This is a genomic window from Pseudarthrobacter sp. TE3704, assembly GCF_056279405.1.
Genome location: NZ_JBWCCJ010000001.1, coordinates 13,726 through 33,723, shown reverse-complemented (window position 1 = coordinate 33,723; position 19,998 = coordinate 13,726). Strand labels below are relative to the sequence as shown.

At 66.5% G+C, this 19,998-nt stretch carries 16 protein-coding genes and 1 pseudogene; 5 read left to right on the top strand and 12 right to left on the bottom strand.

Going from position 1 to position 19,998, the window contains the following annotated elements; translation table 11 throughout:
• Nucleotides 1–2: 2 nt before the first annotated feature.
• The 3 genes from ACZ9BC_RS00165 to ACZ9BC_RS00155 form a co-directional block, all read right to left on the bottom strand.
• Nucleotides 3–953 carry a hypothetical protein gene (locus ACZ9BC_RS00165; RefSeq protein ID WP_476244204.1) on the bottom strand — a complete coding sequence of 317 codons (951 nt, stop codon included), beginning with the start codon at nucleotides 951–953 and terminating at the stop codon, nucleotides 3–5.
• Between the two features lie 10 nt (nucleotides 954–963).
• On the bottom strand, nucleotides 964–1,581 hold the full coding sequence (locus tag ACZ9BC_RS00160) for a uracil-DNA glycosylase family protein (protein WP_476244203.1): 618 nt from the start codon (nucleotides 1,579–1,581) through the stop codon (nucleotides 964–966).
• A gap of 146 nt (nucleotides 1,582–1,727) precedes the next feature.
• Complete coding sequence (locus ACZ9BC_RS00155) at nucleotides 1,728–3,269, bottom strand: HNH endonuclease (protein WP_476244202.1); 1,542 nt, start codon at nucleotides 3,267–3,269, stop codon at nucleotides 1,728–1,730.
• Nucleotides 3,270–3,544: 275 nt separating this feature from the next.
• Between ACZ9BC_RS00155 and ACZ9BC_RS00150 the strand changes: the two genes are divergently transcribed.
• The gene (locus ACZ9BC_RS00150) at nucleotides 3,545–4,057 is read left to right on the top strand and encodes a hypothetical protein (RefSeq protein WP_476244201.1); all 513 of its coding nucleotides are present in this window, start codon (nucleotides 3,545–3,547) and stop codon (nucleotides 4,055–4,057) included.
• Nucleotides 4,058–4,098: 41 nt separating this feature from the next.
• Here ACZ9BC_RS00150 and ACZ9BC_RS00145 read toward each other — a convergent pair whose 3' ends face one another.
• The 6 genes from ACZ9BC_RS00145 to ACZ9BC_RS00120 all read right to left on the bottom strand — a co-directional run bounded on the left by ACZ9BC_RS00145 (nucleotide 4,099) and on the right by ACZ9BC_RS00120 (nucleotide 9,955).
• Complete coding sequence (locus ACZ9BC_RS00145) at nucleotides 4,099–5,583, bottom strand: amidohydrolase (protein WP_476244200.1); 1,485 nt, start codon at nucleotides 5,581–5,583, stop codon at nucleotides 4,099–4,101.
• The gene (locus ACZ9BC_RS00140) at nucleotides 5,580–5,963 is read right to left on the bottom strand and encodes an RNA-binding S4 domain-containing protein (protein ID WP_079599096.1); all 384 of its coding nucleotides are present in this window, start codon (nucleotides 5,961–5,963) and stop codon (nucleotides 5,580–5,582) included. Before ACZ9BC_RS00140 ends, ACZ9BC_RS00145 begins: the two co-directional genes overlap by 4 nt.
• Before the next feature lie 48 nt (nucleotides 5,964–6,011).
• The gene (locus ACZ9BC_RS00135) at nucleotides 6,012–7,136 is read right to left on the bottom strand and encodes a sulfite oxidase (RefSeq protein ID WP_476244199.1); all 1,125 of its coding nucleotides are present in this window, start codon (nucleotides 7,134–7,136) and stop codon (nucleotides 6,012–6,014) included.
• Between the two features lie 121 nt (nucleotides 7,137–7,257).
• Nucleotides 7,258–8,118, bottom strand: coding sequence for an SDR family oxidoreductase (locus tag ACZ9BC_RS00130; protein WP_476244198.1), 861 nt, complete (start codon nucleotides 8,116–8,118; stop codon nucleotides 7,258–7,260).
• Between the two features lie 4 nt (nucleotides 8,119–8,122).
• Entirely contained in the window at nucleotides 8,123–9,127 is a 1,005-nt protein-coding gene (locus ACZ9BC_RS00125) for an aldo/keto reductase family protein (RefSeq protein WP_476244197.1), read from the bottom strand.
• A 27-nt stretch (nucleotides 9,128–9,154) separates the two neighbouring features.
• Nucleotides 9,155–9,955 (bottom strand): hypothetical protein, encoded by an 801-nt coding sequence (locus ACZ9BC_RS00120; protein ID WP_476244196.1) that lies wholly within the window; start codon nucleotides 9,953–9,955, stop codon nucleotides 9,155–9,157.
• Between the two features lie 160 nt (nucleotides 9,956–10,115).
• On the opposite strand from ACZ9BC_RS00120, the gene ACZ9BC_RS00115 reads away from it, so the two are divergent.
• Entirely contained in the window at nucleotides 10,116–10,484 is a 369-nt protein-coding gene (locus tag ACZ9BC_RS00115) for a YchJ family protein (protein ID WP_476244195.1), read from the top strand.
• A gap of 42 nt (nucleotides 10,485–10,526) precedes the next feature.
• Here ACZ9BC_RS00115 and ACZ9BC_RS00110 read toward each other — a convergent pair whose 3' ends face one another.
• From ACZ9BC_RS00110 to ACZ9BC_RS00100, 3 genes are all read right to left on the bottom strand, one after another.
• Nucleotides 10,527–11,351: a hypothetical protein gene (locus ACZ9BC_RS00110; protein WP_476244194.1), complete on the bottom strand. Its 825-nt coding sequence runs from the start codon at nucleotides 11,349–11,351 to the stop codon at nucleotides 10,527–10,529.
• Between the two features lie 64 nt (nucleotides 11,352–11,415).
• Nucleotides 11,416–13,416 (bottom strand): acyl-CoA dehydrogenase family protein, encoded by a 2,001-nt coding sequence (locus ACZ9BC_RS00105; protein WP_476244193.1) that lies wholly within the window; start codon nucleotides 13,414–13,416, stop codon nucleotides 11,416–11,418.
• Between the two features lie 62 nt (nucleotides 13,417–13,478).
• Nucleotides 13,479–13,781 carry a hypothetical protein gene (locus ACZ9BC_RS00100; RefSeq protein ID WP_476244192.1) on the bottom strand — a complete coding sequence of 101 codons (303 nt, stop codon included), beginning with the start codon at nucleotides 13,779–13,781 and terminating at the stop codon, nucleotides 13,479–13,481.
• Nucleotides 13,782–14,011: 230 nt separating this feature from the next.
• Here ACZ9BC_RS00100 and ACZ9BC_RS00095 point away from each other — a divergent pair, with 230 nt between their 5' ends.
• From ACZ9BC_RS00095 to ACZ9BC_RS00085, 3 genes and pseudogenes are all read left to right on the top strand, one after another.
• Nucleotides 14,012–15,469 (top strand): DUF3375 family protein, encoded by a 1,458-nt coding sequence (locus ACZ9BC_RS00095; protein WP_476244191.1) that lies wholly within the window; start codon nucleotides 14,012–14,014, stop codon nucleotides 15,467–15,469.
• Nucleotides 15,462–16,241 (top strand): annotated as a pseudogene (locus ACZ9BC_RS00090) (DUF4194 domain-containing protein); the annotation flags it as partial. The gene ACZ9BC_RS00095 and the pseudogene ACZ9BC_RS00090, both read left to right, overlap by 8 nt.
• A gap of 179 nt (nucleotides 16,242–16,420) precedes the next feature.
• Nucleotides 16,421–19,882 (top strand): ATP-binding protein, encoded by a 3,462-nt coding sequence (locus ACZ9BC_RS00085; protein WP_476244190.1) that lies wholly within the window; start codon nucleotides 16,421–16,423, stop codon nucleotides 19,880–19,882.
• The last annotated feature ends 116 nt before the right edge of the window (nucleotides 19,883–19,998 follow it).

The window sequence follows — 19,998 nt, the reverse complement described above, 5'->3', positions numbered from 1 at the left end:
CTTCACTCGTCCTCTTGTCGGGACCCCTCATACCAGCGCAGGACCCGGAGTGCGCGCAGCGTGTTCCAGCGGCTGGGCAGTCCGTCTCCCTCTTCCAGAGTGAAGTGGACCTTGCCGGGGTGGGTGTTCGCCAGAAGCCATGTGCCGTCAGGCTGCTGCTTGGAGCGGACTGCTTCCACCGCTTCGGCGAGGCGTTGGTCCGGCCTGGCTCCAGCTGCCCGGAAGTAGTCCAGGCCGCGGAGGACGTCGTAGAACCAGCGCGTGGGATAGGAAAAGAGCAGCCAGTCCCTGCTGATGAGTTCACCGCTGGATTTCCGCCTCAGCAGCCGGCGCTCCAGCAGGTACTCCTCGGCGGTTCTCCGGGCGGCGCTGGACTCCGGCGTCCCACCGGTGGCGAGCTCGAACTCCAACAGCCCTTCCAGCACGCAGATCGTGCTGTGGAACGAGGAACGCGTGGAGCCGCGTTCGGCCTCGCAGTTCCAGCCGCCGTCGGCCAGCTGATCGCTTGTGAGGCGGGCAACGACGGCCTCCACGTTCTCCCCGAAGTATGCCCCCAGCGCCACCGTCATGCCGTTGATGCAGGGTTCTACCTCGCCCTCGAAAAAGGGCTGGTTGCCTTCCTCCCAACGGCTGTTCGCCCGCACCAGCGCGATGGCATGGCGGGCCTCCGGGCTGTCAGGAAGCAGGCCAAAGTCGCGCAGGAGCAGGAGGCTGTAGGTCGTGGCGGTCCAGGGCTGGCCGTCTGGGTTGTCGTCCTGGACCGGCCAGTAGGTGCCGCCCGCCCATTGGCCGTCCGCTCCCTGCAGGGTGAGCAGCTGGGCGCCCCAGCCCTGGGTCGCGACGCGTTTCCGCTCGGCCAGGACTTCATGTTCCGAAGCATCGGTAAGGTCGCGAAGAACCTGCCATCGGATGGCAGGGTCGGAGTCGAGCAGCCAGTCCAGCACCATCTGCATGACGGGCGCTTTAGAGGTGTTGGATGCCTGCCCGCTGCATGGCGTCCTTGTACGTTTCCACGTTTTTGGCCAGGAGTTCCTCCTGCTTGGCCTCGGAGACGGCAAATGCCCGCCCGCCGAGCGCGGTGGCCTTGTAGATCTTGATGCCGCTGTTCTTCAGTGACGAGTGGTACGTCTTTTCGAAGAGGGTGAGGAAGGTGGAGGCGTCGGTGCCGTGGGCGATGATCGCCGAAACGCGTGAGTTGATTTTGAGGAACTGCCGGAAGGGGCGGAGGCCGTCGGTCTTTTCCTGCACACTAAGCGCTGATGGGCTGCCGGGGTCGCGGACCCACGGGTAGGCGTTCCATGGCATCACGTAGCGGGGATCGAGCTCGGCGAGTTCGTAGATTTGGGTTGCACGGCGGGCGGCTTCATCGTCGTTGTAGTGGGAGACAAATCCGGACTCGGTGCCCTTTCCCGGGCTGACCTGCAGGCTGACTATCCGGCATTCGTCCTCGTCGTGCACCGGGTCAATATAGGGGACGGTGGAACCCGGCTTCTTTTCCATCAGTTCGTCGCAAAGCTGGGTTACCTTCGCGATGTTCGGTTCCTGTAGCAGGGCCTTTTTTTCGTCCCAATCAATCGTCACGATTTCTCCCTCAGCAGCAAGGCGTCCAGAATCAGGCGTCTTAGGCCACTCTACGCTTCCCCGGATGAGGGTGGGCAGGGGAAATTCAGCGGCGACCTCTGTCGCGGCACAAGTGGGAGCCGAGTGGCGGTTGCTGGTTGCCCAAGCTACTGCCCCTTCGAACCTGCTGGCCCTGCCCTGCCCAGCACGTGGACAGCGTGCTTCATCGCTTCCTGGCGCCGAACCGGTTCCCGGAGTGGGTCGTGGCCGGTACGACGGCGGATGGCCGGTTCAGTTCCAGTCCTCCCTTGGGTGCCGGGCACCGCTTTTCTGTCTCGCGGCGCTGGGGGCAGCGGCGGCTGATGTTGAGGAGCCTCGGGCAGAGGGGCCACATCCCGTGAAGTCCCTGGCAGTGGGGGCGCGGTGGAGTGGTAAGTGTGGCCTGTAGGGGTTCGGGTTTCGACTGTGTGGCGACCCCCGGCGATGGGTGTGGCGGTCCAGCCGGGGTTTTCCTTGGTGTGGTTGCAGGCTTCGCAAAGCCCCTGACCGTTGGTGCCGCTGGTTGGGCCATCGTTGTGCCAGGGGATGATGTGGTCATCATGCCGGATGGGCGCGTCGCAGTACGGGGTCCGGCAGGTGTCGTCCCGGATCTGGAGGAAGCGGCGGAGCCCGGGCGGGAAGAACCTGGCTTTTGAGTCCATCGCGACCAGCTCGCCGGTGCCGGGCGCTGTGTAGAGCCTGCGGAGCCAAACGGACAATTCATGCTGGTCAGGAGAACCCGAACCAGAACCGGCGGCAGCCTCAGCACCAACAGCAGTGTCAGCGCCAGAGTCCCCGCCGGCGACAGAACCAGCAACGGCATCGGAGCCAGAAGCAAGGCCAGAGCCGGCATCAGCATCAAAGCCGGGGCTGGTTGTCCTGTTCAGGATGGTTTCGCGTGCCCATTGTGCGGGGACGGTGCCGTAGCCGGTGAGCCGGGCGGGTTCGCTGTCACCTTGGAAAAGGGTTCGGTCGGTCATCACGAGCTGGAGGTCGATCCCGGTGATCCCGCCCGGGGTACCGGTGACGCGTTCGACCAGGGAATCGGCCATGATCTGGCCCCTGGACCGCTCATCCCCTGCAGATCGGGCGGCATCAGCGTCCCGGGTCAGGGACGCGTACGCGGCCACACCCTCAGCAACGGGCAGCAGGGCGGTCAGGTAAGTCATGGTGTCCGGCGCCGGACGCAACGACACGGTCCGCTCGGTCACCGCGTGCGATGCCCGGCGCGCAACTGAGCGTGGATCGCGCCGGTACGCCGCCGCCCGGACCGCGGAAACGATGGCCCGGTCCCCGAACCCATCAAGGGCGCCGGTGTCCGCGGCGAGCTCCTCGTCCACCGCGCACCGGTCGTCCACTGACAAGCACACGGTTTCCTTCACCAGCAGCGTGGTCCGCCACTCATTCAGCTGCCCGGACCGGAACGCAGTGAAAGTGCGGGGCATCTCCCTCAGAGCTTTGGCCAGGCCCAGCAGCCTCCCTCCGCGGGACGGTGACTCCCGCCGCGCCAACGCCACCTGGGCGCCAACCCCGGCACCTTGCTCATCGGCAGGGACCCCGGCCGCGGCCTGCTCCCGCCGCTGCTGCAGGTCAAAAGCAACAGCGATATCAGCCTGCTTCGCCGCCGCAGCAGACTTCAAATCCTCCAGCTCCCGCAGCTGATCAATCATGCCCGCACCATCAGCACAAACCCGCACCGCATCCAGGGCCTCCCGAACAGCGGTAACCGACGGCACAGCCGCCAGGGCGTTTCGGACTTCAGCGACCGACGGCACAGCAGAAGCAGCCGGCACACCGAGAATGCCAGCCCCGATTACCCCTGCCAAAGCCCCAACCGCTTCCATAAACCAAGTCTTCCAGCAGGCACTGACAATCGCCGGCAGCCAAAGTTTCTATGTGGATAGCGTGGTCCGGATACCCAGAAGGGATCCTGTTCAATGGGACTATGCAATTCACCAGGAAGGGCCTGAAAGCCGAGGGCTTCGCAGGGTTCCGGCCCATCCAGGACCTTGAGATCATGAGGATCCCGCAAACCACCGGACTGTTCGCCGTCCTACGCCCGGAAAACTTCCAGCCGCGCTACCTCAAGAAGAGCACTGCCGGCGTTTTCAAGAAAAAGGACCCCACCCTGCCGGAGTCAATGATCACCGCGGAATGGGTAGATGACGCAGCCGTCCTCTACATCGGCAAGGCGGGCCCGGGCAGCAAAGGCAACCGCGGCCTCCGTCGCCAAATCCAGGAGTACGTGGACTTCGGCCAGGGAAAGCCGCCGGGGCACTGGGACGGCCGCCTGATCTGGCAGCTTGCGGGCGCTGACAGCCTGCTGATTGCCTGGAAGGAACTGCCCGCAGGGCAACTCAGTACCGCAGAAGCCGCTTACCACGCAGCCTTTGTCGGGGAATTTGGGAAACTCCCGTTCGCCAACCTGGTCCAGGCGCGGACCCAAGCCGGAAGCTGACGCGCGGACGAACCCGACAACCACGAAGGGTGCGCGTTGACTCAGAACCCAGCCAAGCCGCCGTCGTACGTAAAACGCCCGCCAAGCAGTGTGGCGGCCACAGGCATCGACGCGAGGCCAGGGTCCGCAACCGACAGCGGGTCGGCGTCGAGCAGCACCAGGTCAGCCGGGTCGCCCATCCTGACCACGCCGCGCCCTCGTGTGGAGGCAAGGAGCGCCTGCTTCCGCGTCACGGCCTCCTGCGGCTGCCAGGGTTCCCGGCCGTCGAAGGCCGAGCGTGTGGTGGCGGCGGACATGGCGGCCCACGGATCAAGCGGAGCCACCGGAGCGTCGGAGCCAAGAACCAGCGAAGCGCCGGCGCGCAGCAGCGAACCCAGCGGAAACGCCCGGTCAGTCAGGCCCGGCCAGTTGGACTCCGCGGCGTCCCGGTCATCCAATGCGTGGACGGGCTGGACACTTGCCACCACTCCCAGGGCTCCGAACCGCGGGAAGTCCTCCCGGCGGATGAACTGGGCATGCTCGATCCGGCCGCCCACTCCGGCCTGCTCAAAGGCGTCGAGAGCCACCCTGTTGGCGGCATCGCCGATTGCATGGACGGCAGGAACGAACCCGGTGTCCCGCGCCCGCTCCAGCAAAGCCTGCAATTCCGACTCGCCAACCGTCAGCAACCCGTGGCCGCCGAAGGGGTAAGGGTCCACGCAGAAGGCAGTCCGCGTGTTGAGCGAGCCGTCGATCAGCACCTTGAGAGGGCCGGCATGGAGCAGCCCGTTGCCGCCGTCCAGCTCCTTGCCCGTCTTCATGCCCGCTGAAACGGCCCGCTCAAGATCCGCCGGATAGACGCCGGCCTCAACCCGCAAGGAATCGAAGCCGGCAGAAATTCGGCGCAGCCACGGGTCCCGGTTCCACGTCATTTCAAAATCGACCACGCCCACCACGCCCCTTGCGGCCGCAGCATGCGCGGCCTTGCTGACCCACTCGTCCACCACGGAATCGGGCATCCGGCCCAGCTCGCGCGTCAGCAGAAACGCGGGTTCCTCGCGCAGCAGCCCGGAAGCGTCCACTTCGAGCGCATACAGCCGGGCGGCAGCCGTGTTCACCCACACGCAGTGCAGGTCATGGCTGATGAGGGCGGCAGGCCGTTCGCCGGTGGCGGCGTCAAGCATGTCCCGGGTAGGGGCGTCCGGCCACAAGGCATCGCGGAATCCCACCCCTACTGTGACCGCCGCCCCGCCGGGCTTTTCTGCCACAAGACAGCGGCCGACGGCGGCAGCAGCCTCGCCTGCCGACGTCGCCTTGGAGAGGTCAAGCCTGTTGGCGTGCATGGCCCATTGCGTGAAGTGGACGTGCTCGTCCCAAAGCCCGGGAATGACGTACCGTCCACCGCAGTCCACCATTGGAACATTGCGGGGCAGGCCCAGCGGTACGCCTGCGGGACCGATAGCTGCTACAACCCCGTCCCGAAGGTGAATGTCGGCAACCGTATCCGAACCCGGTCGACGCACGGACGCGAGGACCAGGTCCATCATGCAGGCCCGCGGAGGCGTTCCATCTCGCGGCGGTCCTTCTTCGTGGGCCGGCCGGTACCCCTGTCCCGCTGCGGCAGGCCGAGCGCCGGCGCGATGGGCCGCGGCGGGGTGTGGTCGGTAAAACAGTGTGAGGCCGCTTCCGCGCCAACACGCTTGGCGATCAGCCTGCGCACTTCAAGGATCCGCTCGTAGCCCGGCATCCGAACGGTCACGGTATCGCCGGTCACCAGGGTGGCAGACGCCTTGGACGGGCTGCCGTTCAGCCGGACATGCCCCGCACGGCAGGCCGCCGTCGCGGCGGAGCGGGTCTTGTAGGCGCGGATCGCCCACAGCCACGCATCAATACGGACGCTGGCGGGGGAGGAAGGAAGGCTGGTCATGGCTGGCACCGAGTATAGCCCGGCACCTTTTGATATTCAGCAAGCTCATTAGACCGTCACGCTGACCCGCTGGACCATGTTGTTGCCCAGCCCCTGGTAGTTCCAGTTCTGTTCCAGGGGCTGGGAGGCGCCGGTGGCGTCAGTCGCCCTGCAGGAGAGCTCATGCACGCCCGGATCCGCCACCCACGGCAGCGTCCACTTGCGCCACGCGAATCCGCCGGCCGGCTTGTCCAGCTGTGCGGGCAGCCATGTGCCGTCGATGCCCACTTCGACGCCGGTCACCGCACCCTCGCCGGACCAGGCCCTGCCCTGCAGCAGCACCGGTCCCGGTGTCAGGATCCGCTTCCGCGTGAAGAAGTCCGGGACGCCCGGCGGGACCATCAGCGACCGCACCCTGATCCGCGAAACCGGTGTGCCGGCGTCGTCCGCGGAGTCCTGGAAACGGTAGGCAACCCGCTGCTGGTAGCCGGCAAACGGGGCCGTGACCACTTCGATGGACTGCAACCACTTCACACTGGCCATGCCGTACCAGCCGGGAACCACCAGGCGCAGCGGATAGCCGTGCTGGGGCGGCAGTTCGGTGCCGTTCATTTTGTAGGCAAGGACGACGTCGGCACGCAGCGCTTCGCGGATCGGCAGGCTCCGCGCGTAATGGTGGGGGACGCCGCCCTGGACCCCGGCATCGGCCCCGGTGAAGACCACCTCCACAGCGTTCTCCAGCACTCCCGCCTTTCCCAGGAGGTAGGCGAGGGGAACGCCCGTCCAATGCGCGGTGCCCACTCCTTCCATAACCCAGGGCTGGCTCATCGGCCGGGGCGTGAGGAGGGATCGGCCGTTGCCGGCGCATTCGAGGGTGACAGGCACGGTGATGGAGGGGTCCTTGCGGAGCGCGGCCATGCTCAGTTCCAGGGCCCGCTCCACGGCTCCGCTGATCCGGAGGTGCCAGGAGGCGGGATCGAGGTCCGGAATGTCGAAGTGGGTGAGGACGTAGTGCAGTCCCGGGGGAGTGACGTCCCTCCGCAGCGCCTCCAGCGGCATGGAGTGGTTCCGCGCTGAAAGCTGCAACTCCTCGGGTGTCAAGGGACCGGTGGTGGGACCGGCCGGAAGCGCGGCCGGTTCCCCCTGACTTTCAGTTGGAGACGCGGACTGCAGGTTGTCGTGGATCTGCTTCATGGCGGCTGCGATTCTGCTCGGCGGGACGCTGCTGGGGCTCGATGATGCCTTGCCACAGGTTTACGCCCGCCCCCGCCGGCCCGTCAACGCCTTCCTGAGGCTTCCCCGGCGGTGGCGCCAGCTACAGAACCGGGCGGGTCAGGAACTCGGCCAGGCTGATGGGGTCCTGGCCGGTGAGCCCGTGGACATCCGGGGAGACGCCGGCCATTTCGCCTGCAGCCATGGCCGTGTAGGTGCTGACCCAGGCGTCCAGTTGCCACTGCGGTACGCCGTACGGTGCCCGTGATGCATAAGCCTCGTCCACCGTTTCCGGCTGGAAGCTGACGGTCCGCCCGGTCCCTTCCGTGATAACTTCGGCAGCCCGCGCCAGGGTCAGTTCCTCTGGACCGGTCAGGTTGTACGTCTTGCCCTGGTGGATGGCGGGATCGCGCAGGACGGCCAGGGCGCAGCGCGCAATATCTTCGCGGGCAACGCCGGCAAAGGCGCCCTCGCCCGCAGGGCCTCGGATCACGCCGTCCTCCCCGGCCAGGCGCGGGAGGAAGTCGAGGTAGAAGTTGTCCCGCAGGAACGTGTACTTCATGCGTGACGTCCGGATGTGCTCCTCCGTGGCGTAGTGGTCGCGGGCCAGCGTGAAAGTGGCATCCGGCGCCGCCCCGTACAGCGAGGTGTAGACGACGTGCTCCACCCCTGCTGCGGCGGCTGCATCCACGAAGGCGGCATGCTGCTGAACCCGGTCCTCAGTCTCCGCAGCGGACACCATGAACAGCACCTTGGCGCCGTCCAGGGCCCGGCGGGCTGCGTCGGAATCCGAGTATGAGCACACCACGGGTGTTGCGTTCTCCAGTTGCGGCGCGCGGCCGGCGTCCCGCACCAGCAGGCGCTGGGCAGAACCGGCCGCGGCAAGCTGCCGGGCCACCATCCCGCCCAGCCCGCCAGTGGAGCCGGTAACGGCGAGCCCGGGCAGATCCGAAGCGGACGCCACGGGTTTACGCCTCCCGCTTGGCCGGCGACTTGGTCTGCGCCGGGTCACGCTCGGCCAGCGACCCGATGGCATCGTCGATCTTCTTCAGGACCTCGGGCTCCAGCTTCACCCCGGCGGCCGCCACGCTGTCCGCGATCTGCTCCGGTCGTGACGCACCCACAATGGCCGAGGCCACGTTGGGGTTCTGCAGCACCCAGGCCACCGCCAACTGCGGCATGGAGAGGCCGGCTTCCTCAGCGATGGGCTTGAGTTCCTGCACACCGGACAGGACGTCGTCACGCATCCAGCGCTCGATCATCCTGGCCCCGCCCTTCTCGTCCGTGGCCCGGCTGCCCTCCGGGGCGGGCTGGCCGGGAAGGTACTTGCCGCTGAGGACGCCCTGGGCCATGGGCGACCAGACGATCTGGGACACACCCAGCTCCTCCGACGCCGGCACCACCTCAGCCTCGATGACCCGCCACAGCATCGAGTACTGGGGCTGGTTGGAGATGAGCTGGAAGCCCAGCTCCTTGGACAGTGCGTGGCCGTCCCGGAGCTGCTTGGCAGTCCACTCGCTGACACCGATGTAGAGCGCCTTGCCCTGCCGGACGATGTCCGCGAACGCCTGCATGGTTTCTTCGAGCGGCGTCTCGTAGTCGTAGCGGTGGGCCTGGTAGAGGTCCACGTAGTCGGTCTGCAGCCGCCGCAGCGAGCCGTTGATGGACTCCATGATGTGCTTGCGGGACAGGCCAAGATCGTTCTTGCCCTTAGGGCCCGTGGGCCCGTAGACCTTGGTGAAGATTTCCAGGGATTCGCGGCGCTCGCTCTTCAACGCTTCGCCCAGGACTGTTTCCGCTGCGGTGTTGGCGTAGACGTCAGCGGTGTCAAAGGTGCTGATGCCTGCGTCGAGGGCTGCCCGGACGCACTGGGTGGCGACGTCGTTTTCCACCTGGGAGCCGTGCGTGAGCCAGTTGCCGAACGTGATTTCCGAGACTTTGAAACCGCTGTTTCCGAGGTATCTGAATTCCATGGGTTTCACGCTAGCCCAGATGGTTGCTCAGGGTAAGGGCTGTTTGCCCTTCTCGGGAGTACCCGCGGGGGCTGACCTTTTCTGGGCGGGCGCCGAACCCTTCAGCACCTGCGGGCCGGTGAGCGACACGAGCGATCCGGTGTCCAGCGGTGCCGGCGGCTCGGGGTGCTGGGGTTTCTTGAAGGAACGCGGCACCTCCCGGAGGGGGCGGTGGTTATGCAGGGACGACTCCACGAGCGGGGCCACCTCCACCACCTTCTCGGCCGGCACCTGTGGATCCGGCAGGTCGCGGACCGACAGTTTGATCTCGGGCGCCGCTGCGCGCGCCCTGGCCATGGCCCGGGCATCCGCCTCCGCAACGGCCGACGCCCAGTCCTCCGCCAGGAGCGGCGGTTCGCGGCGTGCGGCCGTCAGGGCGGGATGATGGACGACGGCGGTGCGCAGCGCCGACTTCAGATGTGCCGGCTTCAGCGCGGCGCGCCAGTCGCGGGGCTTCCTGCCGGCAGTCCTGCCGAAGGCCCGTGAAAGCAGCCCTGCCCGTGCCGGGCCGGACGGGGACGCTGCGGCAGCATCGCCGTCGGCCGCGTCCTTGGGGTCTGCGTCTCTTTGGTCCGCGAGCCGGGTCCCGTACAACTGCACGAGGGGGATGGAGTCCTTCCGGACGCGCCTGCCGAACAGGCCCATCAGAACGGACGCGGCGAGGCGGCCGACGCCGGCGAGTACCAGGGTGATGACCCCCAGCAGGAAGAGGACAAAAAACATCAGGAATGCGACGCCCACCGTGCCCAGGAAGGTCAGGTTGAGGATGAGCGTATCCGGATTGTCCACGTCATCTCTCCTCTCCGCCAGGGCACCAGTCCTTCTCCACCATACGGATTTTTGCCGGGGCATGTCGCCGCCGGCAGCGGCGGGTCCGAGGTTGTATCGAAGCTGTTACCGGATATGACAACATCGGGATATGGCGGAAAATCGGGGACAGGAACGCTGCATGTGCCTGTCCGGAGAGCAATACGGCCAGTGCTGCGGGCGGTTTCATTCGGGTGCCGCGGAGGCCGCCACTGCCGAGCAGCTCATGCGGTCCCGTTACAGCGCATTCTTCCTGCTGGATGCCGGCTATCTGCTGCGCACCTGGCATCCGGAAACCGCTCCGGCCGAGCTTACGCTGGACCCGGCCGTGGAGTGGCGGCGCCTGGATATTCTGTCCGCCAGCCGCGGCGGTCCGTTCGATACCGAGGGAACGGTCGAGTTTAAGGCCCACTACCGGGACGGGAACGGGCGCGGCGTCCTGCACGAGGTGAGCAGGTTTGCCAGGGAAAACGGCCGCTGGTACTACCTGGACGGAGAGGTCCTCGCCTGACGAGCGGGACAGGACTGGAATAGCCATGGCTCGCCCACCGGGTTACTCGTCGTTGTAATCGTTGTCCGGTGTGAATCCGGCCCGGTCCACTTTGCGGTGGAACCTCATTCCCGCGAGCCCGCCAAGCACCGCACCCACCAGGGCGACAGCCGCAACCACGACGGCGGCGATGATGCTGGTGGTGGTCAGCTGCCCCTCGTTGATGGGGATGCGGGGGAAGCTGTTCAGGTTGGCCAGCACATTGAACTGCTGGCCTGCCACCATTCCTAGGATGGCGATGACGATGGCGGCGATCAGCGCCCAGATCCACACCATCAGGCCCTGCTTGGCGCCGTTGAAGCGCGCCATGCGCCCGGCGACGTAACCGCCGCAGTAGTAGGAGAGGAAGAGGATCACGAGCAGGATGATGATGCCCACCAGGCCTACCGTGCCCTGGTTCTGGGCAGCCTGGTTCACGGCTTCATTGACGTCCGTGTTGCTGGCAAGGCCCACGGCGGTCCCGGCCGCAGCCACCAGGGCGGTCAGCAGGACTGCCATACCGGTGGCCGTCAGCCAGCCAAAGAAGGCCGAGCCCACCTTGATGCCGCCGAACTGCTCCTTTTCCCGCGCGACGGCGGTTCGCTGGTCCGTGAGGCCCGGGTCCACATCGGGTGCCGGGGCAGTCGCTGCAGGAGTGTAATCCCGCTCGGCGTACGTCGCGGACCGCTCCGTATGTGTGGAGGCCGGTTCCGCATCTGCTGCCGGCACCTGCTCATAGGAGCGGGTGCTCTGGCTGTCCGAATCTGCGGCACGGTAGCTTCCGCTACGGTTGTCATCCTCCCGGGCTCGCCGCGGGGGCAGGTTCTCTGGGTCGCTTGAGCTGCTCATGATTCAACTCAACCATCCAGTTACAGAGATAGCAAGCGTGCTTACTATTTTGTGACCTGCGGTTTTACCTGTAATTACGGTGCAGATTGTCCTTTTGGGAGGGGCCGGGGGAAGCATCGGCGATCCATGGGCCGGTCCCTTCGGACTGGTCCAGGACGCCTTCCTCCAGCCAGGTGTAATCACCCGCGAGGACTTTGCGCGTAAGCCCGCGGTCGCCGTCGTCCGTGTTCCGCCAGAGCTGGTCGAAGTATTCGTCCACGCGCACGCGGGCCTGCTCGCAGTAGGCCTCGGCGAGCTCGTAAGCGCTCGCCGCCCGCTCCGGCGCGGTATGCAGGAGCATTTCCGCGCGGGAGCAGCAGGCCGTCATGGCGAACAGTTCGGCCCCGATGTCCACCACCCGCCCCAAAAATGCCTGCTTCCGCTCAAGCTTCGCCTGCCAGCGGCCCATGCCGTAGAACGTCTGCCGGGCCAGGCGCCGCGACGAACGCTCCACGAAGCGCAGCTGCTTGGCCAGCCGGCCGAACTCGCTGTAGGAGCGGGGATCCATCCCGGCGCCTGCCACGAGTTTGGGGAGCCATTTCGCATAGAAGCCGGAGGCCCCGACGGCGGCCCTGGCTTTGTCGGACAGGCTTGCATCCATGGACGCGAGGTCCCCCGCGGCGGCCAGGTGGGCGTCCACGGCTTCCCGGGCGATCAGCAGCCGCATGATCTCGGAGGAGCCCTCAAAGATCCTGTTGATGCGCAAGTCCCGCAGCTGCTGCTCCGCCGGGACTGCCCGTTCGCCGCGCGCCGCGAGCGATTCTGCTGTTTCGAATCCGCGCCCGCCCCGGATCTGGACGAGTTCGTCAGCGATCCGGCAGCTGATCTCCGTGGCCCAAAGCTTCGCCAGGGCCGCCTCGATGCGGACATCCTTTTGCCCGGCGTCGGCAAGCTCGGCGGAGAGTTCGAAAACTGCGTCCAGGGCAAAGGCGGAGGCGGCGATGAAGGCGATCTTCTTGCCTACGGCCTCGTGTTCGCCTACCGGCCGGCCCCACTGCGTCCGGGCGTTGGACCATTCGCGGGCGATCTTCAGGCTCCAGCGGCCGGACGCCACGCACAGGGCCGGGATGGAAAGCCTGCCACTATTCAGGGTTGTCAGGGCGATCTTCAGGCCCTGGCCTTCGCGTCCCAGCCGGTTCGCCGCGGGCACCCGTACCTGGTGGAACCGCGTGACGCCATTCTCGATGCCGCGCAGGCCCATAAAGGCGTTCCGGTTCTCCACCGTGATGCCCGGCGAATCCATCTCCACCACAAAGGCGCTGATTCCACCCTTGTGCCTGGTTCCGTCCCGGCCGGTGTAAGCCGGGACCACTGCCATGACCACCACCAGTTCGGCGATCACGCCGTTGGTGGTCCACAGCTTCACCCCGTCCAGGAGGTACGCCTCGCCGTCGTCGGTTGGCGTTGCGGTGCTGCCCATGCGGGCGGGATCGCTGCCCACGTCCGGTTCCGTGAGGAGGAACGCGGTGACGGCCCCGGCTGCGCACCGCGGCAAGTACTCGAGTTTCTGTTCCGGGGTCCCGAACACCTTGACCGGCTCCGGCACGCCAATGGACTGGTGCGCCGAAAGCAGCGCGCCGAGGCTGGGGTGGACGCTGCCCAGCAGTGCCAGGGCACGGCCGTAGTACACCAGGGACAATCCCAGTCCGCCGTATTCCTCGGGAATCTTCATCCCGAACACGCCCAGGAGGGCAAGGCCCTGGATGTACTCGTCCGGAATCTTCGCGTCGCGCTCGATGATCCGCCCGTCCATGGTGCGGGCGTATTCGGTGAGGCGGGCCATGAACTCTTCACCGCGTTTCACCGAAGCAGGCTCGGGAGTGGGCCACGGATGGACCAGGCTGAGGTCAAAGCTGCCCAGGTAAAGGCCTTTGGCGAAGCTGGGGCGTTCCCAGCCGGCTTCGCGGGCGGCTTCTGCGACGGCGCGGGCGTCGTCAGCGGTGGCGCCTGAGCCTAGTTTGCCTGCGGGGACAGGGGTTTCCTCGGCCGGAGCGTTTGTGGACGGGGTGTCAGTTGCGGAGGTCATGGGTTATCTCCTTGGCCGGATTGGGCCGCCGTAGCCATGGATCCGCCGGGTTGGAGAACCCTTCAGCTGTCTCTCAATATTACCCGCGGGTAAGTTCCGGTGCTAGGGGAGGACTGGGCCTGGAACTCCCCGGAAGCTTCGGCGGCGGAGGCGCTGTGCACCAGCCGGTCCCATCCTGCGTTGATGCCGTGGACGACGGCCAGGAGCGTGTTGACCACCACCATCCACGTCAGCTTTCCCGCGCCAAGCAGCACCAGGGCAATCAGCCCTGCTGCCACCACGAATGCTGCCAGGATGAAGGCGAACACCAGCGTTCCGAAAAAGACCAGAGTGCCGGTTTCCACTGCGCTTAGATCGAACTGCATGAGTCCCCCTGCTGCCACGTTGCTTTTGGTGAAGATCAGTAGCAGAAGCGTAGGGGTACGCCCGCGTGGCCAGCCAGAGCCGCGGCAGCCTGGGGCGGCTGTTGATATGGGATCGAAACACTACGGCGAATTAGGTCACGGAGCGGTCGCGGCGCCTGCGTTAACCTTGTAGTTGGCAGTTTTCCGTTCCTGCCGCCGCCCCCGCCCCGCGAACAGCCCAAGGAGAGTGTGTGCCCCGCTCCGCCAGGTCATCCGCTGACGCCATCAGCGCCCGGCTTCGGGACCTCGAACTCCTCACCAAGGGACCAGCCTGGGCGCTGACGCGTTCGGCCCCCTGGGTGATCGCGGTGCTGCAGGCTTCCTTTACCCGCACCCGTCCGCAACTGCCGCTCGAGGAGTTCCACGCCGACGTCGACTCCTTCCTTGAGGAACTGCGGCGGCAGGATCCAGGGCTGGGCGGCGGAGCCAACGGGAAGTCCTTCGGTGATGAATGGACGCGCCGGCAGTTTTTGACCCGCCGGAACCAGTCCGGCCAGATTGTCTACGAAGTCACCGAACCCGCCGCCCGCGTGCTCGCCTTCCTGGACAGCCTTTCCAGCGAACGCTCCACATTGAACGGGTCGCGGCTGGGCACATTGCTGGGGGACGTGGAAAAACTCGCCAACGAGACCAACCCGGACCAAAGCGCACGCCTTGAGTCCTTGGAAGAGGAGATCGAAGAGCGCCAGCAGCTGATCCAGGACATCGCCAGCGGCGAGTTCGACGGTTTGCTGGACGACGACGAAGCGGTGGAAGCCGCAGGAAACATCCTCGACCTAGCCGCCAGCCTCCCCGCCGACTACAAGAAGATGCGTGACCGGATCGAGGAACTGGTGGGAGAACTCCGCAACCAGATCATCGAGGAATCGCTCAGCAAGGGTGCCACCATGGCCCAGGTGCTGGAGGCGGACAAGCGGCTCCGGCAAAGCCCAGAAGGCAGGACCTTCCGATCCTTCACGGCCTTCCTGGAGGACCCGCAGCAGCAACTGAGGTTCCGGTCCGCCATCGGAGAGGTCCTCAGCCGGCAGTTCGCGGACGACCTCAGCCCCGAGGACCGTGAAACCTTGAAGAACCTGGTGGCTGAACTGCGCCAGCAGCACAGCCAGATCCAGCGCATCTACGGCAAGCTCAGCGAAAGCCTCAACACCTACGTCCAAAGCGACGACTTCCGCCAGTCCGTCCGGCTCCGCCAGGTCCTGCGCGAAGCCGAGCAGGCCATCCGCTCCCTCCCGTACGAGCGCGACCGGCCCGGCCTGGTGCCCGGCCCGGTCCTCTACAACGCCGGCTTCGAGTCGCTGTCCATGGTGAAGCTCTTCGATCCCGACGAGTTCGCCGCCCCGCCAAAACTCGCGGACCCCATCGCCTTCAGTGACTCCGACCGGGTGCGCTCGCCGAGAACCGGCAAGGCCAAACCCGACGTCATCCGCTCCGCCATGGCCGGAGCCGCGACGCTGGCGGACGCGTGGCAGCAGCTTCCGCCCGAGGAGCAGCACATCAACACCATCCGCGCCCTCCTCTCGCAGGCCCTGCACGCCGGGGCGGACTTCAACCGCGGCGCCTGGGACGGCCTGGACTTCGACCAGATAGACGGCACCACGCGCAGGGCGTACCTGCCCATGGTCACGCTCGCAAAGGATTCTGATGACTGACCTGACAAACGAGACTGAAGCGCCACAGGCTGAGGCCACCCATGAGGCAAGTGCGGAGCGTCCCTTCACTGTCACGCCCCGCGACACCTTCATCGACGGCGCTGCCCTCTTCCCCGGGGACACCGGGGTGCTGTCCATGAAGGTCCGGCAGGCGCTGGTGAGGCTCCTCAAAGGTCCGTACATTGACGGCGGCCGCGACGAGAAGCTGTGGACGGTGCTGCTGGACAACCAGGTGATCCTGCGCAGCCGCCTGTCCGAGCTCTTCCTTGCCATGCAGTTGGACCACGAACGGAAGATCGCCGTCCTGCGCCCCGTGGACCCCGACGCCATCGGCGGCAGCACCCGCTCCAGCATCCTCAGGCAGCAGCGCGCCCTGAGCCGCGTGGAGACCATCGTGCTCCTCCGGCTGCGCCTGCTCCTCGACCGGCACGTCACCGCCCAGACCGACCCCACCATCACCCGCGAGGAAATCGCGGACCTGGTCACCCATTACCAGCCCGCCGGCCAACAGGACGCCCTCCGCGACTCGGACGTGGTCACCCGGGCCATCACCAAGCTCCTGGCACGCCAGCTCCTCCTGCCCACGGGCCTGGACGACGTCTACACCATCTCCAACGCCCTGCCCCTGGCCCTGCCGTTCGAAAACATCGGCGACATCCCGGCCCACATAGAGGCCCTGGTTGCAGCCTCCACCGACCAGTCAGGAACAGAACCCCTCCTGGACCTCGACGGCGACAACGACCCGCAGGAAGTGGACGACGACGCCGATGCCGAAGGTGAGCTACCTCAAGGCGCAGCAGCCGATGCCGCCCAGGGAGTGGCATCGGGCCTATCGGAGCCGGACGCATCGTCCGCAGGACGAATGCTGCCCGGCGAAGGGGCGGGGGCGGCATCGGCTGTGGAGCCGAACCCAGCAACGGCTAACGCAACCATCGCGAAGGAAGCAGCAGAATGAGTATCGCGAGCATGCTCCCGATCGGAGAAGTTACGAACCCCGGCCAGATGCGGCTTGCGTTGGTGCAGGTGGTCAACTGGGGGACATTCCACGGGGCGCACACAATGCACGTGGACCGGAACGGAACGCTGCTGACGGGTAACTCGGGCGTTGGTAAATCCACGTTGTTCGACGCGATGCTGCGGGTCTTCGATGCCCGCCCGCGGTCCAACGAGGCTGCTGCGCAGCGGCAGGGCGGGGCTGTGGAGGACAAGCGGACCACGTTTACGTACATGCGCGGCAAGGTGGGCGACAAGGCCGTGGGCGAGGGGTCGGCGAGTGCCTTCCAGCGGCCGGGTGCCACCTGGTCCGCCGTCGCCCTGACGTTCGACAACGCCGCCGGCACCAAGGTGACGGTTTCGGCCCTGTTCGACCTGCCGAAGAACGGTACGGAGTCGAGCGTTGGCCGGTTCTACCTGATCGACAGCGTGCCCCTGGACCTGGAAGCGGTCGAGGGCATCGCGGACAAGAGGTTCACGAAGGCTGCCCTGGAAACGGTGTTCCCGCACGCCCAGGTTTTCGACGTCCACAAGGCCTTCGCCGAGCGGTTCCGCCGCCTGCTGGGAATCAACTCGGACCAGGCGCTTCCGCTCCTGCGCGTGATCCAGGCAGGCAAGGGCCTGGGCGGCAGCGTCAACACATTCTTCCGCGACCAGGTCCTGGACGCCCCGGCCACCCTCGCCGCCGCGGATGACGTGGTGGAAGAATTCAGCAACCTGATGTCCATCCGGCAGCGGCTGGAGGATGTCCGGCAGCAGCGGGACCAGCTTGCTCCCGTCCCGGGCCTGAACCGGGAGTACGCGCAGTCGCTCCTGGACGCCAACCGGCTCCGCGAGCTGGCGGGCGGCGAGTTTGAGGCCTACAGGCAGCGTCTGGCGGTCACCGTCCACCAGAAAACATTGGCCCGGTTCAAGGAGCTGGCCCAGGCGAAGGCCAAGGAGCTCGGCGCCGAGCGTTCCGTCCGCGATGGCCTGGCCAAAGAGCTGCGCGAGCTGGAGACCGACTACAACAGCCAGGGCGGCAACGCTATTTCCGCCATCGAGCAGTCGCTGGAGAACGCGCGGGTGGGGCTGAAGCTCCGCCGGCAGGTGGAGGATGCGGCGCAGCAGGCCCTGGCCGACGCCGGATTGCAGCTTGAGTGGACGGCGGAGGGCTGGGAGCAGGCGCACGAGCAGGCGGCGGCCCGTTCCGCCGAACTGAAGGACGATTCGCAGGCGCTGCAGGAGCTGCGGTTCGAGGCCTTTGACGCCCACGCGACGAAGAAGCGCGAGCTGGCAGCGGCTGAGCAGGAGCTCGTGTCCCTGAAGACGCGCAAGTCCCTGCTGCCGCCGTCGAGCATTGAAAACCGTGCCGCAATCGCTGCCGCCACGGGAATCCCCGAGGACCGGATGCCGTTCGCGGGTGAGCTGATGGACCTGGCCGAGGGCGAGGAACGCTGGCGGCCCGCCGCCGAACGCGCCCTCCGCAGCCTCGCCACCACCCTCCTGGTTCCCGGCGAGCATTTCGGAGCCTTAACCCGCTACCTGAACGGCCACAACGTCCGCGGTGCGCTGCGGGCGGTGGACGTGTCCAAGCCCCTGGCCGGCGGCGCGCTTGCCGTGGAGGACGTGCGCGACGGCGACCTGCTGACCAAGCTGGACATCCTCGCCACAGGAACGGCTGCTGAGCCGGGAGCATGGATCCGGGAGCGGATCGCCCTCGACTTCGCCTTCCCGTGCGTGGAGGATCCGGACGAACTGGCTGCGCTGGACAAGGGCCTGAGCCTGGGCGGGGTGGTCAAGCGCAACCGCCACACGGTGGAGAAGGATGACCGCTTCACCAGCCGCCAGGACTACGTCCTGGGGTTCGACAACGCTGCCAAGCTGGAACTCGTGGCCGGCCAGGTGGAGGACCTCCGGCAGGAAGTTGCCAAGGCAGCCGAATTGGCCCAAAGCCGCGAGGATTCGCACCAGGGCATGAGCCGGCAGCTGGACGCCCTGCGGCGGATCGCCGAGGACCACCGGCCTTGGGAGCAGGTGTCCGCGGAGGTTGCAGCGGACGAACTGGCCAGGATTGAGCAGCGGCTGAAGGACGCTTTGGCCGCACAGGCTGACCTGGAACCCCTGCGTGCAAGCATCGAGGAGGTGCGGCAGAAGCACCAGTCCAGCACCGAGGCCGCCGCGGTCCTGCAAAGCGAGTACAAGGCGCTGGACAGGCAGCTCACCACCGCCGATTCGCTGTTGGAAGGTGCCCGGGAACGCCTCGCCCAGGCACCGCCGTCGGACGCCACCGTCACCGCTTTGGAACCGTACTTCGCCGACTTCGGCGACGTGGCGGAGATGCACGAGCTGGACAACCTGGCCAACCGGGTGCGGACTGCCCTCCTGGGCGAACTGCACGCGGCGGAGTCCCGCGGGCAGGCCACCGCGGAACGGCTTACCCGCATTTTCGAGAGTTTCGTGCGGGAATGGGGCAGCGCCATTTCCGCAGACCACGGCACCACCATCGGTGCTGCCAGCGACTTCGAGAGCCGCTACCATGCAATCGTCAGCGACGGCCTGCCCGCCCAGGAGTCCGAGTTCCGGCAGTTCTTCAACCAGCGCACCCACGAGTCCTTCAGCACCCTGCTGCACCTGCTCGATGAGGAACGGCGCTCCATCACCAGCCGCATCCTCCCGCTGAACGGCATCCTCTCCCAGGTGAACTTCCATGAAGGCAGCTTCCTGGAGCTGGACATCAAGCAGACCCTGCCTCCTACCGCCAAGCAGTTCAAGGACGCCATTCAGAACGCCCTCAAGGCCCGGCACTCCAGGCCAGCCAGGACCGAGGCCGGCAAGGACAACCCGGCCCCGGAGCGGGACGACGACGCCGAGCTCACCGCACGGTACAAGTCGCTGGAAACCCTGGTGAAACGGCTGGGTTCGCAGGCTCCCGAGGACCGCCGCTGGCGGGCTGAGGTGCTGGACGTCCGCGGGCACCTGTTCATCCAGTGCAAGGAGCACCGTGAGGTGACCGGGCCACAGGGCGGCAAGAAGACCGAGGTCTTTATGCATGCCGATACCGGGTCAATGTCCGGCGGTGAGCGGCAGCGCTTCACGGCGTTCATCATGGCCGCGGCGCTGAGCTACCAGCTGGGCATTGCCGAGCAAGGCTTCACCACCTACGGCACCGTGATTATGGATGAAGCGTTTGTGCTGGCCTCTGAAGAGTTCGCCGGCGCCGGCATCAAGGCGTTGCACGAATTCGGCTTCCAGCTGCTGCTCGCCGCGCCGGAGAACGTGATCGACCTGTCCCGGCACCTCGGTTCCGTGACCGAGATCCTCCGGGACAGGCGTACCAACCGGTCCGGCGTCCTCACCGCTCCCGTTATCCGGCCCCGCCCCGGCGAAGAGGGAGCGTGGCGATCGGAGGCTAATCCGGTGGACATTGTGCTGCGCTGACAGGCTGCTTTGGGTTAAGTGGGGTTAACCGGGGGCGTATATAACAAATTGATGGATTTATTGTGAATGCTCTGGTGTGTGGTGATTTTGCTGTGCCACTCTTGGTCCATCACATC

Bases quoted from the DNA above. Each gene is read 5' to 3' on its own strand.
- ACZ9BC_RS00165 (WP_476244204.1), bottom strand. From the start codon at position 953: ATGCAGATGGTGCTGGACTGGCTGCTCGACTCCGACCCTGCCATCCGA.
- ACZ9BC_RS00155 (WP_476244202.1), bottom strand. From the start codon at position 3,269: ATGATTGATCAGCTGCGGGAGCTGGAGGATTTGAAGTCTGCTGCGGCG.
- ACZ9BC_RS00150 (WP_476244201.1), top strand. From the start codon at position 3,545: ATGCAATTCACCAGGAAGGGCCTGAAAGCCGAGGGCTTCGCAGGGTTC.
- ACZ9BC_RS00145 (WP_476244200.1), bottom strand. From the start codon at position 5,583: ATGATGGACCTGGTCCTCGCGTCCGTGCGTCGACCGGGTTCGGATACG.
- ACZ9BC_RS00140 (WP_079599096.1), bottom strand. From the start codon at position 5,963: ATGACCAGCCTTCCTTCCTCCCCCGCCAGCGTCCGTATTGATGCGTGG.
- ACZ9BC_RS00135 (WP_476244199.1), bottom strand. From the start codon at position 7,136: ATGAAGCAGATCCACGACAACCTGCAGTCCGCGTCTCCAACTGAAAGT.
- ACZ9BC_RS00125 (WP_476244197.1), bottom strand. From the start codon at position 9,127: ATGGAATTCAGATACCTCGGAAACAGCGGTTTCAAAGTCTCGGAAATC.
- ACZ9BC_RS00115 (WP_476244195.1), top strand. From the start codon at position 10,116: ATGTGCCTGTCCGGAGAGCAATACGGCCAGTGCTGCGGGCGGTTTCAT.
- ACZ9BC_RS00110 (WP_476244194.1), bottom strand. From the start codon at position 11,351: ATGAGCAGCTCAAGCGACCCAGAGAACCTGCCCCCGCGGCGAGCCCGG.
- ACZ9BC_RS00105 (WP_476244193.1), bottom strand. From the start codon at position 13,416: ATGACCTCCGCAACTGACACCCCGTCCACAAACGCTCCGGCCGAGGAA.
- ACZ9BC_RS00100 (WP_476244192.1), bottom strand. From the start codon at position 13,781: ATGCAGTTCGATCTAAGCGCAGTGGAAACCGGCACTCTGGTCTTTTTC.
- ACZ9BC_RS00085 (WP_476244190.1), top strand. From the start codon at position 16,421: ATGAGTATCGCGAGCATGCTCCCGATCGGAGAAGTTACGAACCCCGGC.